The organism is Enterobacter sp. RHBSTW-00901, from assembly GCF_014103115.1.
GTDB classification, from domain to species: Bacteria; Pseudomonadota; Gammaproteobacteria; order Enterobacterales; family Enterobacteriaceae; genus Enterobacter; species Enterobacter cloacae_P.
Genome location: NZ_JABXPB010000001.1, coordinates 2485576 through 2499561 on the forward strand (window position 1 = coordinate 2485576; position 13986 = coordinate 2499561).

Below are 13986 nucleotides of genomic sequence, written 5' to 3' on the forward strand. Positions count from 1 at the left end.
CGTTATGCCGGATTCAGGGTAAACTTAAGAAAAGCCTCAGAAGGAGGAGACAACCGTGAAACAGCTTTTGATCATTGCAGCACTGATACCCTTTACCGCGCTCGCACAGCCCCTGAATACCCTGAATAACCCGAACCAGCAGGGTTATGTCATTCCCAGCCAGCAGCGTATGCAAACGGAGATGATGAGCCAACAGCAGCAGCAAAAAGGGATGCTGAACCAGCAGCTGAAAATGCAGACCCAGATGCAGCAGCAGGGCCTGCAAAACCAGATGGATGCCAATACCCAGCGCATTCAGCAGGGCCAGGTACGTGAGCAGCCGTTGCCAAACCATAACGGCGGCATGTTAGGCGGGGGAACAACCCAAAGTAGCGGTCAGCAGCATATGCTGCCGCCGCAGTCGAATGGCAGTATGCTTAATCCACAGAACTAAAATTCGGGCCAATCAGATCAATTGCATCGGTACAGATGCAGTCCACTCCCCAGCGCAGCAGCTCAGCCGCACGCTGGGGTTTGTTGACGGTGTAAACCAGAATATGCAGACCCGCCGCTTTCAACATCTTCACCCGTGCTTCATCCAGCAGCGAGTGGTTCAGGTGGATAGACACACAGGCTAAGCGGGACGTCAGCTCGCGCCAGTCTTCACGCCATTCATCCAGCAGCAGCCCGCGCGGCAGCTCCGGCACAGCAGCCTGCGCCGCTTCCAGTGCATCAATTTCAAACGACGACAGCAGCGGCGCGGTCATTCCTTCCCACAGCTCACGAGCAGCCAGCGCAACCACTTTGCCCGTCAGTGGCCCAGTGCCCGTGGTCGGTTTGATTTCGATGTTAGCCATCATCCCGTGTTGACGACAGCGGTCTGCTACGTTCGCCAACAGCGGCAGCGGTTCGCCCTTGAATTCGCCGCTGTACCAGCTTCCGGCATCCACGTTCAGCAGGTCACGCCACGGCAACTCCCCTGCTACGCCCCAGCCGTTGCTGGTGCGTTCGAGGTTGTCATCGTGCAGCAGGAAAATTTCGCCGTCTTTCGACAGTTTGGCATCGAACTCGATCATCGTATGACCGTAACGCGCCCCCATGTCGATCGCCGCCAGGGTATTTTCCGGTGCCAGTTTACCGCCGCCACGGTGGGCGACGATGTGGGGATAAGGCCAGTTGCTCATACTCGTTGTCCTGTTTCACCGTCAAAGAAGTGCAGGTGATTTTCCGGCAGATGCAGCCACAGCGTGCTGCCTGCTTTAGGGCGTTCCTGGTGTGCCAGACGCACCACCAGTTTTTGCTCGCCCCACCGTCCGTGCGCCAGGTTATCTGCCCCCAGCATCTCCAGCGTGTCCATCACCAACGGCACGCCGCCTTCCGCCTGAGAAGTTAAACCGATATGCTCCGGGCGGATACCGAGCGTCATTTTACGCCCGGCGTAGCCACGATAGTACCAGTTGATCGGGATGGCCATCCCGCTTTCCAGCTCAAAGTGCGTGCCCGCGTTGCTGATATGGCCTTCCAGCAGGTTCATCGCCGGGCTGCCGATAAAGCTCGCCACAAAGCGGGTGGCCGGTTTCTCATACACTTCCACCGGAGTGCCAATCTGCTCGGCGATGCCTTTGTTCATCACCATCACCCGCTGGGCGAGGGTCATGGCCTCCACCTGATCGTGGGTCACGTACAGGGATGTTGTTTTCAGACGGCGATGCAATTGTTGCAGCTCAAGGCGCATCTGCACGCGCAGTTTGGCATCCAGGTTGGAGAGCGGTTCGTCGAACAGGAATACCGCCGGGTCGCGCACGATGGCACGTCCCATCGCCACGCGCTGACGCTGGCCGCCGGAAAGCTCACGTGGGCGGCGCTTCAGCAAACCGTCCAGCTCCAGAATGCGTGCCGCTTCTTTCACCCGCTCGTCGATATGGCTTTTGCCCATACCGCGAATTTTCAGCCCCCAGGCCATGTTCTCTTCCACGCTCATGTGCGGGTAAAGGGCATAGTTCTGGAACACCATCGCGATGCCCCTGTCTTTCGGCTCCATCTCGGTGACGCGCTGGCGGTCAATCCAGATATCGCCGGAGGTCACGCGTTCCAGCCCGGCCACCATACGCAACAGCGTCGATTTGCCACAGCCAGACGGGCCGACCATCACAATGAACTCTCCGTCCGCCACATCGAGCGTGAGCGGCTGAATGACCTGGGTTTTGCCGTCCCAGCTTTTGGTTACTGCCTGAAGTTTCAGTCCTGCCATCTTATTTCTCACTGTCCACTAAACCACGCACAAACGCACGCTGCATGGCTAAAACGATTACGACCGGGGGGATAAGGGTGAGCAGCATCGCCGCCATGACCTGGTTCCAGAGGGTGGTGCCTTCACCGGTGGCGATCATGCCTTTGATGCCAGCCACGGCGGTGCCGAGGTTGACGTCCTGGATAATCAGCAGCGGCCACAGGTACTGGTTCCAGCCGTAGATAAAGGTGATCACAAACAGCGCCGCGAGGTTGGTTTTCGACAGCGGCAACACGATGTCGCGGAAGAAGCGCATCGGCGAAGCACCGTCGATACGCGCCGCTTCAATCAGTTCGTCCGGCAGGGTCATAAAGAACTGACGGAACAGGAAAGTAGCGGTCGCCGAGGCCATCAGCGGCAGGGTTAAGCCCGCGTAGCTGTCCAGCATATTCAGGTTGGCAATCACTTCCACCGTCGGGAAGATACGGACTTCCACTGGCAGCATCAGGGTGATGAAAATCATCCAGAAGAACAGGTTACGCAGGGGAAAACGGAACCAGACGATGGCAAAAGCAGACAGCATCGACACCGTAATTTTGCCCACCGTAATACCGAACGCCATGATGAAGCTGTTGAGCATCATCAGCCAGAATGGTGCGCTGTTGGCACCCACGCCCTGCGTCCAGATGGTTTCCATGTTCTCGAACAGATGTCCGCCCGGGATCAGCGTCATCGGCGTATCAAACACCGCTTTGGTGTCCAGCGTGGCGGCCACAAAGGCCACATAAAGCGGGAACAGGATGACGATAATGCCCAGAATCAGCATGGTATGGCTGAAAATCGTCAGCCCGCGACGGTTCTCAATCATTGGTAGCGCACCTTACTTTCAACATAACGGAACTGCACCACCGTAAGGATGATGACGAGGAACATCAGCACGACCGACTGCGCGGCGGAGGCTGAGAGATCCAGACCGGCAAAACCTTCGCGGTAGATCTTGTAGATCAGCGTGGTCGTCGCCTGTACCGGGCCGCCAGCGGTCGCAGCGTCGATCACCGGGAAGGTATCGAAGAAGGCGTACACAAGGTTAACCACCAGCAGGAAGAAACTCACCGGGGCGATCAGCGGCAACGACAGTCTGAAGAAGCGGCGAACCGGGCCTGCACCATCAATCGCCGCAGCTTCTACCAGCGAACGCGGAATGGATTGCAGCGCGGCAAAGAAGAACAGGAAGTTGTAGCTGATCTGCTTCCATACTGAGGCAAACACCACCAGGAACATGGCCTGACCGCTGTTCTGTGCGTGGTTCCACTCAACACCAAATTCCGCGAGGAAGTGGGTAATCAACCCGCGCCCTGGGTTAAACAGGAAGATCCACAGCACGGCAGCAACCGCAGGGGCCACAGCGTAAGGTAACAGCATCAGCGTCTGATAGAGACGGCTGCCGCGCACCACATAATCCACCAGCGCGGCAAAAAACAGCGAGGCGATAAGGCCGCTCACGGTAACCAGCGTGCTGAATTTGATCGTCGTCCAGAAGGCGTCGATGTAGTAGCTGTCGTGCCACAGGGCCGCGAAGTTATCCAGGCCGACAAACTGGCTGGAAAGCCCGAACGGATCGACACTTTGTACCGAGTACCACAGCGCTTCGCCCGCAGGCCAGATAAAGAAGATAACGGTGATGACCAGTTGCGGCGCGACCAGCAAATACGGCAGCCAGCGCGAACGAAACACGGGACGGGATGAGGACATAAATTAGCTCAGGTTGATTTCCCCTCACCCCAGCCCTCTCCCAAAGGGAGAGGGTGTATGAGTTCCCTCTCCCTTTGGGAGAGGGCGAGGGTGAGGGTAAAAGGATTAAGACTTTGTCGACTGCTCAAAGCGGCGCAGCAGCTGATTTCCGCGCTCTACCGCAGAGTCCAGCGCCTGCTGTGGGGTTTTCTTACCGGTCCACACGCTTTCCAGCTCTTCATCAACGATGGTGCGGATCTGCGGCATGTTGCCCAGACGCAGACCTTTGGTGAATGGCAACGGTGGCTTGTTCAGCATCTGACGCGTGGCGATATCCGCCCCTGGGTTCTTGTCATAGAAGCCCTGCTCGCGGGTCAGGTCATACGCGGCTTTGGTGATTGGCAGGTAGCCCGTTTTCTGGTGCCACTCGGCGGCAATCTCAGGCTTTGCCAGGAAGTCGAGGAACTCGGCCACGCCTTTATAAGTGCCTTTGTCTTTACCCTGCATCACCCACAGGCTCGCTCCGCCGATGATGGCGTTCTGCGGCGCGCCTTTCACATCAGCGTCGTAAGGCATCATGCCCACGCCGTAGTTGAATTTGGCGTAGTGACGGATATCCGCCAGCGAACCAGAAGACGCGGTGGTAATGGCACAGTCACCGTTGTAGAACTTCTCCGTAGATTCGTCTTTACGACCGAAGTAGCTGAAATCGCCCTTCTTGTTAAGTGCCTCCAGCAGTGCAATGTGTTTCACCTGCTCTGTCTTGTTGAACTCCAGTACCGCGTCAGTGCCGTCAAAACCGTTGTTTTTGGTGGCAACTGGCAGACCGTGCCAGGCGCTGAAGTTTTCAATCTGGATCCAGCCCTGCCAGCCGCTGGCGTAACCGCACTTCATACCCGCCGCTTTCAGCTTCGCGGTGTACTCGGCCAGATCCTGCCAGGTTTTTGGTGGCTGCTCCGGGTCTAAACCGGCTTTCTTAAAGGCGTCTTTGTTGTAGTACAGCACCGGTGTGGAGCTGTTGAATGGCTGAGACAGCAGGTGACCGGTTTTAGAATCTGTGTAGTAACCCGCCACCGTCGGCACGAACTGAGATTCGTCGAAGTTGATGCCTGCATCTTTAAAGACTTCGTACACGGGTTTGATGGCTTTAGAGGCCATCATGGTGGCGGTACCCACTTCATAAACCTGTAACAACGCAGGCGCGTTACCGGTACGGAAAGCGGCAATGCCCGCGCTCAGGCTCTGCTCGTAGTTACCTTTGTACACCGGCACAATTTTGTAATCCGGGTGGGTGTCGTTGAAGCGTTGCGCCAGGGAGTCGACTTCTTTACCCAACTCCCCTTCCATAGAATGCCAGAACGGAATGGTGGTGACAGCCATTGCGTTCGTCGCAAAAGCCAGACCCAGTGCCAGACCCAAAGCTGTGTGTCGTAACGATGTCATTGTCATCTCTCTTATTGTGCCGGATGCGCGATATCACGCGTTTTATGCTCGCGAGGTAACATGACATGCTCGAATGACAGAAAAATAACTGTTTGTTTACAGATAAGTGACAGCAAAGCGTCAGGGGGATGATGGTTATGTGAAGGCGTTGGGTGTGGTCTGGTGCCCTCACCCCGGCCCTCTCCCACTGTACGGTCCGGGGACATGGTAGACAGGTGTTCGGGGACATGGTGAACACTTTTTAACATCCTTTACCTATGGTGATCGACTTTTTCTTCAGGTCGATCACCCCCACTTTCGTGCTGTACCACCACACGTCATAACAGCCGTCTTCCTGTGTTTCCCTCAGCCCTACCCGTTCCCCCCTGAACGCCTTGCCTGCGCTCAGACTGACTCCTTTCACGCTCAGCTTCCCGCTGATATCGACTTTCCTGACCATCACCCCCTCATCGTATTCCGGTGGGATTGTGTTGCCGTTGTACTGCCGTGCGGACGGCTGATACCGGGAGGCCGGAACGTTCATACCCAGCGCCTCGTGCGGTCGTTCAAGGTTATAGACGGTGCGCCAGTGTTCAAATGCACGCTGCAGTTCACCGCTGTCCGCGAACCACTTCCCCTGCAACACTTCCGCCTTCAGGCTGCGGTGAAAACGCTCCAGCTTGCCCTGTGTCTGCGGATGATATGGCCGGGAGTGCCCCACCCGGATACCCAGGCGCATCAGCCACAGCTCCAGTGCCGTCCAGATGCCGGTGGTGTCGCCCCACGGCGCTCCGTTATCCATCGTCATCCTGTCCGGCAGACCGTAGCGTTCAAACACGCTGACCAGCTGCTGCTGTACGGTCTCACGCCGTTCATCGGTGCAGTGTGCCAGGCACAGGGAAAAGCGGGAGTGGTCATCCAGCAGGGTGAGCGGATGACAGCGGCCACCACCAAAGGGAAAGTGTCCCTTAAAATCCATCTGCCAGAGGCGATTGGGCGCATCATGTTCGAACCGCCCTGAGGCCGGAATGCCCGGTGAAACGCCCGGCAGCAGACCGTGGCGGGCCATCAGGTTATGGACGGTGCTGAAAGCGGGCATGCAGTGCCCCAGGTCTTCCAGCCAGCGCTTAATCTTGCGTGCGCCCCAGCGTTCATGACGGTCATGTGCCATGCGCAGAAGAGCTGTGATGTCATCAGATGAGCGGTTCGGGGAATGATGAGGTATACGGGGCCGGTCCAGAAGGCCGGATGCGCCTTCCTGAGCCCAGCGCTGAAGCCACTTATAGCCGGTGGCAGGCGAAATGCCGTAGTGACGGCACAGGGAACGGATGTTCGCCCCGTCCTGCGAGGCGAACAAAACAAACTCGGTACGTAATGACATGGTATCTCTCGCATCCCAGGGCATAAGTGACTCCATAAACGGGTTCTTATGCCTTAGTTGTAAGTGTCTACCATGTCCCCGAACAAGTGTTCACTATGTCCCCGGACTGTACACCCACAGGGAGAGGGTACAAACACTAAAAAAGGCATCGTACGTTGCCTTTTTGCTTTTACCTCGTGCGGTCTGGTGCCCTCACCCTGGCCCTCTCCCACGGGAGAGGGTACAAACACTAAAAAAGGCAACGTGCGTTGCCTTTTTGCTTTTACCTAACCGCCTAAATACGCACTCCGCACTGCTTCGTTCGCCAGCAGCGCGTCACCGGTGTCTTCCAGCACCACGCGGCCATTCTCCAGCACGTAACCACGGTCAGCCAGCTTCAGCGCCTGGTTGGCGTTCTGCTCGACGAGGAAGATGGTCATCCCCTCCTTACGCAGTTGCTCGATGGTGTCGAAAATCTGCTGGATGATGATCGGCGCAAGACCGAGCGACGGTTCATCAAGCAGTAACAGGCGCGGCTGGCTCATCAGCGCACGGCCAATCGCCAGCATCTGCTGTTCACCGCCAGACATGGTGCCCGCACGCTGAATGCGGCGTTCCCACAACCGCGGGAAGAGTTCATACACACGCTTGATACGGGTCTGATACTGGTCACGATCGGCAAAGAAGCCCCCCATTGCCAGATTCTCTTCCACCGTCATACGAGAAAACACGCGACGCCCTTCCGGGACAATCGCCACCGCTTCACGCATGATTTTGGCGGTCTGCCAGTCGGTAATGTCTTTGCCATCAAACACAATCCGCCCGCTGGTGGCACGCGGATCACCGCACAGGGTACCCAGCAGCGTGGTTTTACCCGCGCCGTTGGCCCCGATCAAGGTGACGATTTCACCCTGATTGATATGCAGGCTGACGTCATGCAACGCCTGGATCTTACCGTAGTGGGCATTTACTTTATCAAACGTTAACATCGCTTTTTCCATCTTATGCCTCACCCAGGTAAGCACGGATCACGTCCGGGTTGTTGCGGATCTCATCCGGCGTACCATTCGCCAGCGGTGTACCCTGGTTCACCACGTAGATACGGTCAGAGATGCCCATCACCAGCTTCATATCATGTTCAATCAACAGAATAGTGGTGTCGTGATGATCGCGCAGCTCAGCAATCAACTCGTCCAGCTCTTTGGTCTCTTTCGGGTTGAGGCCCGCAGCCGGTTCGTCGAGCATCAGGATTTCCGGCTGGGTCACCATGCAGCGCACAATCTCAAGGCGACGCTGATCACCGTAGGCCAGGTTGCTCGCCTGACGGTTAGCGTGCTGGAGCAGACCAATACGGTCGAGCCAGGTCGCAGCGCGATCTAACGCTTCGCTCTGCGCACGACGGAAAGCTGGGGTTTTCAGCAGGCCAGAGAAGATGCCCGTTTTGAGCTGCTGATGTTGTGCCACCAGCAGGTTCTCAATCACCGTCATCTCGCGGAACAGACGCACGTGCTGGAAGGTACGCACCACGCCCATACGGGCAATTTGCTGGCCCGGCAATCCTTCCAGATGTTGGTCGCGCAGCATAATGGTACCGCCCGTTGGCTTGTAAAAACCGGTCAGGCAGTTAAACACTGTTGTTTTCCCCGCGCCGTTCGGGCCAATCAGGGAGACAATCTCTTTCTTGTGCAGATCCAGAGAGACGTTGTTGACCGCCAGCAGGCCGCCAAAACGCATCATCAGGCCGTTAACGGATAATAATGGCTGACTCATGCCTGCTCTCCTTTCGCTTGTCCGTTCTTCAGCTTCAGCTGTGGACGCGTCATCGGCAGCAAGCCCTGCGGACGCCAGATCATCATCAGCACCATCAAACCACCCAGCATCAGCATGCTGTATTCGTTAAAGTCACGCATCAGTTCACGCGATACCACCAGCAGGATGGCCGCCAGAATAACGGCGAACTGCGAGCCCATCCCGCCGAGCACCACAATCGCCAGCACAAAGGCGGATTCGGCAAAGGTGAACGATTCCGGGCTGACGAAGCCCTGACGTGCGGCAAACAGCGTTCCGGCGAAACCGGCAAATGCGGCACTGATGGTGAACGCGGTCAGCTTGATACGGGTTGGGTTCAGGCCCAGCGAGCGACAGGCAATCTCATCTTCACGCAGTGCTTCCCAGGCGCGGCCCAGCGGCATACGCAGCAGACGGTTAATCACGAACAGCGTAATCACCACCAGCAGCAGCGCGACCAGGTAAAGCCAGATAACGCGGTCGGATGGGTCATACCTCATACCAAAGAAGTTGCTGAAAGTATCCCAGCCACCTTCGCGGGCGGTACGGCTGAACTCCAGACCGAAGAAGGTCGGTTTCGGGATCTGGCTGATACCGTTCGGGCCACCGGTCACTTCGGTATTGTTGAGCAGCAGGATACGGACGATTTCACCGAAGCCTAAGGTCACAATCGCTAAATAGTCACCACGCAGACGCAGCACCGGGAAGCCCAGCAGGAAGCCCGCCGCGGCAGAAACCAACCCAGCCAGCGGCAGACACGTCCAGAATCCGAGGCCGTAATAGTGGTTCAGCAGCGCAAAGGTGTAGGCACCGATGGCGTAAAAGCCGCCGTAGCCCAGCACCAGCAGGCCGGACAAGCCCACCACCACGTTGAGGCCGAGACCGAGGATCACGTAGATCATGGTCAGCGTCGCGATATCCACCGTACCGCGCGATACCACAAACGGCCACGCAACAGCCGCCACCAGCAGCGCCACGAGGAACAGCTTCTGCTTAACGGTAGAACCGTCGATAGCGGGCAGCACAAATTTCGGGCCAGAGACGTTTTTCAGCGTCTTCTGGAACAGCGGACGCAGCAGTTGGAACAGGAACACGACCGCAGTGCCAATAAACACCCACTGCCAGCGGATGTCGGCGGCGGTATCGACCACCAGCTTAGTGCCATCCAGCTCTAACTGAACGCCCATAAAGACGCCCGCCAGCACGAAGAACATGGCAGCAGAGAGCAACGCCATTGCAAAATGCATCGGTTTCATACTTTCTCTACCTCCGGACGACCCAGAATACCGGTAGGCATCACCAGCAGAACCAGAATCAGCAGGGCAAACGACACCACATCTTTATATTCGGTACTCAGATACGCCGAAGAGAGCGCTTCAGCCACGCCCAGGATCAGGCCACCAATCATCGCGCCAGGAATACTGCCGATACCGCCCAGCACCGCCGCAGTGAAAGCTTTCATCCCGGCCATAAAGCCGATGTACGGGTTGATTACGCCGTAGAACTGACCGAGCAATACGCCCGCCACCGCCGCCATCGCTGCGCCAATCACGAAGGTAAGCGCAATCACGCGGTCGGTGTTGATGCCGAGCAGGCTCGCCATCTTCAGATCTTCTGCACAGGCGCGGCAGGCGCGTCCCATGCGGGAGTAACGGATGAACAGCGTCAGGGCGAGCATCGCAATGAAGGTCACAATCCAGATAACCAGCTGCATGGTGGTGATAGAGGCAGAGAAGTTGTCGCTGGCTCCTACAATCCACTGGCCGTTAAACAGGCTTGGCAACGCCACATCGCGTGAACCTTCCGTCAGGCTGACGTAGTTTTGCAGGAAGATAGACATCCCGATGGCGGAGATGAGTGCAATCAGGCGCTTGGAGCTGCGCACCGGCCGGTAGGCCACGCGCTCAATGCTCCAGCCGTAGGCACTGGCAATCACAATCGCGCCGACAAATCCGGCGGCAACCAGCAACCAGCTGCTGTCGATACCCATCATCATCAGGGCGGCAATGATCATAAAGGAGACATAGCTACCGATCATGTACACCTCGCCGTGGGCGAAGTTGATCATGCCGATAATGCCGTAAACCATCGTATAACCGATGGCGATCAGCGCGTAGGTGCTTCCCAGCGTGACGCCGTTAAACATCTGCTGCAAGAAATAGAGAAACTGCTCGGACATATGCAAACCTTTTTATACCCGCCCGGTGGTTCGGGCGGTGGGATAATTATTTGGCGACCGAGGACGAACCATCGGTGTGCCACTTAAAGACACCAAACTCAAATCCCTTCAGATCGCCTTTCTCATCCCAGTTCAGCGGCCCAATCACGGTGTTCGCCCCGTGTGCTTTTAAATCTTTCACCAGCGCCAGCGGTTCTTTGCTGCCGCTACGATCCAGTGCGGTTGCCAGAGACTGCACCGCTGCGTAAGTGATCCACACGTATGGACCACTCGGATCTTTCTTCTGCGCCTTGAGCGCATCAACGATAGTTTTGTTCGCCGGATCCTGGTCATAGCGTTTTGGCATCGTCACCAGCATGCCTTCGGCAGCGTCGCCCGCAATGTTAGACAGTGAGGCATTGCCCACACCTTCCGGCCCCATAAACTGGGTTTTCAGACCGACTGAACGTGCCTGGCGCAGCATCTGGCCCATTTCCGGGTAGTAGCCACCGTAGTAAACGAAATCGATGTTTTCTTTTTGCAGACGGGCAATCAGCGCGGAGAAGTCTTTCTCACCCGCGGTAATACCGTCGAAGAAGACAACATTCGCACCGCCTTTTTTCAGGCCATCCTGAACGGAACGCGCCAGACCTTCGCCATACTGCTGCTTGTCATGAATAATGGCGATACGCTGCGGCTTGACGTTTTCGAGGATATATTTGGCGGCAGTTGGCCCCTGAGAGGAGTCCAGACCGGCAGTACGCATGATGTGCTGATAACCGCGCTGGGTCAGCTCCGGGTTAGTCGCACCAGGGGTAATCATCAGAATGCCTTCGTCTTCGTAGATATCAGACGCAGGCTGAGTGGACGATGAGCACAGGTGGCCGATCACGTACTGGATGCCATCGTTCACAATTTTGTTGGCGACTGCCACGGCCTGTTTTGGATCGCAGGCGTCGTCGTACTCCACACCTACCAGCTTGTCACCTTTGATACCGCCTTTGGCGTTGATGTCTTTGATTGCCTGGCGCGCGCCGTTGAACTCCATATCTCCCCACTGGGCGACAGGGCCGGACATCGCACCGACGACAGCAACTTTAATCTCTTCCGCCATAGCTGCATGCGAAATCGCCAGTGCGACCATCCCCGCGATTAACGTCTTCGCGTTCCTTTTCATCTCTGAATCCCCATTCGTGATGTTGTGTATATATTTTGTTTTATTATGGTTAAAAAGCATTCTGTACTTTTAATGAACAACGCTATTTTTACCAGTGCCTTTAATGGTTTAGCGCAGTTTTTTCACAAAAACCAGACTAATATCTCTATTTTTCAGGTGATTAAGCAAAGATAATATTCTGAAATCAGACAGAGATAAACAAATAAAAGCGCAGTTTGCAGCATAAAATAACGGCATAAAGCGCCGAATAAATCACTGCCATTTAGGTTAAAATTCTGCTTATTTTTCGATCCATATGTTTTCGAACTGCACAATGCGTTGCCAAAAAACTAATCACCTGGTTAATGGGAATAAAAAGAAGAAGCCGCTGAGTGAATAAATTGAGTACACTGCCCCCACTCTATTTGATTTGGACAAGTAGCTAATGAAACTGACTATCGTTCGTCTGGTGACCTTTAGCGACCAGGATCATATCGACCTGGGCAAAATCTGGCCGGAATATTCCCCTTCGTCGCTGACCGTCGACGAGACTCATCGCATTTATGCCGCGCGTTTTAACGAGCGTCTGCTGGCGGCTGTGCGCGTCACACTGAGCGGTACGGAAGGGGCGCTGGACTCACTTCGCGTGCGTGACGTAACCCGCCGTCGCGGTGTAGGGCAGTATCTGGTTGAAGAGGTTATCCGCGAAAACCCGAGTGTGACCTCCTGGTGGATGGCCGACGTGGGCGTGGAAGACCGCAGCGTGATGGCGGCATTTATGCAGGCATTAGGGTTTACGGCGCAGGCAAATGGGTGGGAGAAGCGCTAGTTTTGTTCTGTGCGGCCTGATGCCCTCACCCCGGCCCTCTCCCACAGGGAGAGGGAGAAAACATTAAAAAAGGCAACTTACGTTGCCTTTTTGCGTTTATTTGGCGTCGGTCGCCGTACCGTTGGCATGCCAGTTAAACACGCCGAACTCAAAGCCCTTCAGGTCGCCCTTCGCATCCCAGGAAAGCGGGCCCATAACGGTATCTACGGAGTTCGCTTTCAGCCAGGTGGCAATCTTAGCCGGATCGGTTGACTGGTTCAGACCTGCCTGCAGGGTCTGCAGCGCAGCGTAAGTCGTCCACACGAACGCACCGCTTGGATCCTGTTTCTTCGCCTTGATGGCATCTACAATCGGTTTGTTCGCAGGTACCTGATCGTAGTTCTTCGGCTTGGTGACCAGCAAGCCTTCAGCAGATTCACCGGCAATGTTAGACAGCGACACGTTCGCCACACCTTCTGGCCCCATGAACTGGGTTTTCAGGCCCGCAGCACGCGCCTGACGCAGGATCTGACCCATCTCCGGGTGATAGCCGCCGTAGTAAACGAAATCGATATTCTCTTTCTTCAGACGCGCCACCAGGGTGGAGAAGTCTTTTTCACCGGCAGTAATACCGTCGAAGAACACCACGTCGGCATTCGCTTTCTTAAGGTTATCCTGCACTGAGCGCGCCAGGCCTTCACCGTATTGCTGTTTGTCGTGAACGATCGCAATGCGTTTCGGTTTCACTTTTTCAACAATGTATTTGGCGGCAGTTGGGCCCTGATCGGAGTCCAGGCCAGTGGTACGCAGAGTCAGCTTATAACCACGTGCGGTCAGCTCTGGTGCAGTCGCGGCCGGGGTGATCATCAGAATACCTTCGTCTTCGTAGATGTCAGACGCTGGCTGTGTAGAGGAGGAGCACAGGTGGCCGATAACGTATTTGATCCCGTCGTTCACCACTTTGTTCGCTACGGCTACCGCTTGTTTCGGATCACAGGCATCATCATATTTTACGATCTGCAGTTTTTCGCCTTTGATTCCGCCCTTAGCATTAATGTCTGCAACAGCCTGTTCTGCGCCAGTAAACTCCTGGTCACCATACTGAGCTACCGGACCGGACATCGCACCAACGACGGCGACTTTAATGTCTGCCTGAGCCATCGTGCTGAATGCCAACGCGATACATCCTGCCAGTAACGCTTTACCCTTCATATTCATCCTGAGATTCCCCATTATTATGGTTATTACGATTGTTGTGATGTTGTTGCGTAGCGCTTTATTTCAGTTATAGGTATACCACTCGCGCTTTTTCAGCATACTCTGCTAAAACATACCCCATTTTTATGATTTTGGA

General features: G+C 55.8%; 14 protein-coding genes. 2 read left to right on the forward strand and 12 right to left on the reverse strand.

Features of this window, described 5'->3' with window-relative positions; translation table 11 throughout:
• The first annotated feature begins 55 nt into the window (after positions 1-55).
• A complete protein-coding gene (locus HV318_RS11995) occupies positions 56-433 on the forward strand; it encodes a DUF2756 family protein (RefSeq protein ID WP_182272926.1) in 378 nt (125 codons plus the stop codon).
• On the opposite strand, the gene ugpQ is transcribed toward HV318_RS11995, so the two are convergent.
• From ugpQ to livK, 11 genes are all read right to left on the reverse strand, one after another.
• On the reverse strand, positions 417-1163 hold the full coding sequence (gene ugpQ, locus HV318_RS12000; RefSeq protein ID WP_182272927.1) for a glycerophosphodiester phosphodiesterase: 747 nt from the start codon (positions 1161-1163) through the stop codon (positions 417-419). The two genes, HV318_RS11995 and ugpQ, sit on opposite strands and share 17 nt — an antisense overlap.
• A complete protein-coding gene (locus HV318_RS12005) occupies positions 1160-2230 on the reverse strand; it encodes a sn-glycerol-3-phosphate import ATP-binding protein UgpC (RefSeq protein ID WP_182272928.1) in 1071 nt (356 codons plus the stop codon). The genes ugpQ and HV318_RS12005 overlap by 4 nt, the downstream gene beginning before the upstream one ends.
• A gap of 1 nt (position 2231) precedes the next feature.
• The gene (gene ugpE, locus HV318_RS12010) at positions 2232-3077 is read right to left on the reverse strand and encodes a sn-glycerol-3-phosphate ABC transporter permease UgpE (RefSeq protein ID WP_182272929.1); all 846 of its coding nucleotides are present in this window, start codon (positions 3075-3077) and stop codon (positions 2232-2234) included.
• Positions 3074-3961: a sn-glycerol-3-phosphate ABC transporter permease UgpA gene (ugpA, locus tag HV318_RS12015; protein ID WP_182272930.1), complete on the reverse strand. Its 888-nt coding sequence runs from the start codon at positions 3959-3961 to the stop codon at positions 3074-3076. The genes ugpE and ugpA overlap by 4 nt, the downstream gene beginning before the upstream one ends.
• Before the next feature lie 105 nt (positions 3962-4066).
• Complete coding sequence (gene ugpB / locus HV318_RS12020; protein ID WP_182272931.1) at positions 4067-5383, reverse strand: sn-glycerol-3-phosphate ABC transporter substrate-binding protein UgpB; 1317 nt, start codon at positions 5381-5383, stop codon at positions 4067-4069.
• 241 nt (positions 5384-5624) lie between these two features.
• The gene (locus tag HV318_RS12025) at positions 5625-6767 is read right to left on the reverse strand and encodes an IS481 family transposase (RefSeq protein WP_419195714.1); all 1143 of its coding nucleotides are present in this window, start codon (positions 6765-6767) and stop codon (positions 5625-5627) included.
• 242 nt (positions 6768-7009) lie between these two features.
• Positions 7010-7723 (reverse strand): high-affinity branched-chain amino acid ABC transporter ATP-binding protein LivF, encoded by a 714-nt coding sequence (gene livF / locus HV318_RS12030; protein ID WP_182272932.1) that lies wholly within the window; start codon positions 7721-7723, stop codon positions 7010-7012.
• Position 7724: 1 nt separating this feature from the next.
• Positions 7725-8492, reverse strand: a complete 768-nt coding sequence (livG, locus tag HV318_RS12035; RefSeq protein ID WP_182272933.1) for a high-affinity branched-chain amino acid ABC transporter ATP-binding protein LivG — start codon at positions 8490-8492, stop codon at positions 7725-7727.
• Complete coding sequence (gene livM / locus HV318_RS12040; RefSeq protein WP_182272934.1) at positions 8489-9766, reverse strand: branched chain amino acid ABC transporter permease LivM; 1278 nt, start codon at positions 9764-9766, stop codon at positions 8489-8491. The genes livG and livM overlap by 4 nt, the downstream gene beginning before the upstream one ends.
• Positions 9763-10689: a high-affinity branched-chain amino acid ABC transporter permease LivH gene (gene livH, locus HV318_RS12045; protein ID WP_182272935.1), complete on the reverse strand. Its 927-nt coding sequence runs from the start codon at positions 10687-10689 to the stop codon at positions 9763-9765. The genes livM and livH overlap by 4 nt, the downstream gene beginning before the upstream one ends.
• A gap of 46 nt (positions 10690-10735) precedes the next feature.
• Positions 10736-11845 carry a high-affinity branched-chain amino acid ABC transporter substrate-binding protein LivK gene (gene livK, locus HV318_RS12050; protein ID WP_182272936.1) on the reverse strand — a complete coding sequence of 370 codons (1110 nt, stop codon included), beginning with the start codon at positions 11843-11845 and terminating at the stop codon, positions 10736-10738.
• Between the two features lie 424 nt (positions 11846-12269).
• Between livK and panM the strand changes: the two genes are divergently transcribed.
• Positions 12270-12653, forward strand: a complete 384-nt coding sequence (panM, locus tag HV318_RS12055) for an aspartate 1-decarboxylase autocleavage activator PanM (RefSeq protein WP_182272937.1) — start codon at positions 12270-12272, stop codon at positions 12651-12653.
• Positions 12654-12749: 96 nt separating this feature from the next.
• On the opposite strand, the gene livJ is transcribed toward panM, so the two are convergent.
• On the reverse strand, positions 12750-13850 hold the full coding sequence (livJ, locus tag HV318_RS12060) for a branched chain amino acid ABC transporter substrate-binding protein LivJ (RefSeq protein ID WP_182272938.1): 1101 nt from the start codon (positions 13848-13850) through the stop codon (positions 12750-12752).
• Between the last annotated feature and the right edge of the window lie 136 nt (positions 13851-13986).

Coding starts and splice junctions, on each gene's coding strand:
- ugpQ (WP_182272927.1), bottom strand. CDS start 1,163: ATGAGCAACTGGCCTTATCCCCACATCGTCGCCCACCGTGGCGGCGGT.
- HV318_RS12005 (WP_182272928.1), bottom strand. CDS start 2,230: ATGGCAGGACTGAAACTTCAGGCAGTAACCAAAAGCTGGGACGGCAAA.
- ugpE (WP_182272929.1), bottom strand. CDS start 3,077: ATGATTGAGAACCGTCGCGGGCTGACGATTTTCAGCCATACCATGCTG.
- ugpA (WP_182272930.1), bottom strand. CDS start 3,961: ATGTCCTCATCCCGTCCCGTGTTTCGTTCGCGCTGGCTGCCGTATTTG.
- ugpB (WP_182272931.1), bottom strand. CDS start 5,383: ATGACATCGTTACGACACACAGCTTTGGGTCTGGCACTGGGTCTGGCT.
- HV318_RS12025 (WP_419195714.1), bottom strand. CDS start 6,767: ATGCCCTGGGATGCGAGAGATACCATGTCATTACGTACCGAGTTTGTT.
- livF (WP_182272932.1), bottom strand. CDS start 7,723: ATGGAAAAAGCGATGTTAACGTTTGATAAAGTAAATGCCCACTACGGT.
- livG (WP_182272933.1), bottom strand. CDS start 8,492: ATGAGTCAGCCATTATTATCCGTTAACGGCCTGATGATGCGTTTTGGC.
- livM (WP_182272934.1), bottom strand. CDS start 9,766: ATGAAACCGATGCATTTTGCAATGGCGTTGCTCTCTGCTGCCATGTTC.
- livH (WP_182272935.1), bottom strand. CDS start 10,689: ATGTCCGAGCAGTTTCTCTATTTCTTGCAGCAGATGTTTAACGGCGTC.
- livK (WP_182272936.1), bottom strand. CDS start 11,845: ATGAAAAGGAACGCGAAGACGTTAATCGCGGGGATGGTCGCACTGGCG.
- panM (WP_182272937.1), top strand. CDS start 12,270: ATGAAACTGACTATCGTTCGTCTGGTGACCTTTAGCGACCAGGATCAT.
- livJ (WP_182272938.1), bottom strand. CDS start 13,850: ATGAATATGAAGGGTAAAGCGTTACTGGCAGGATGTATCGCGTTGGCA.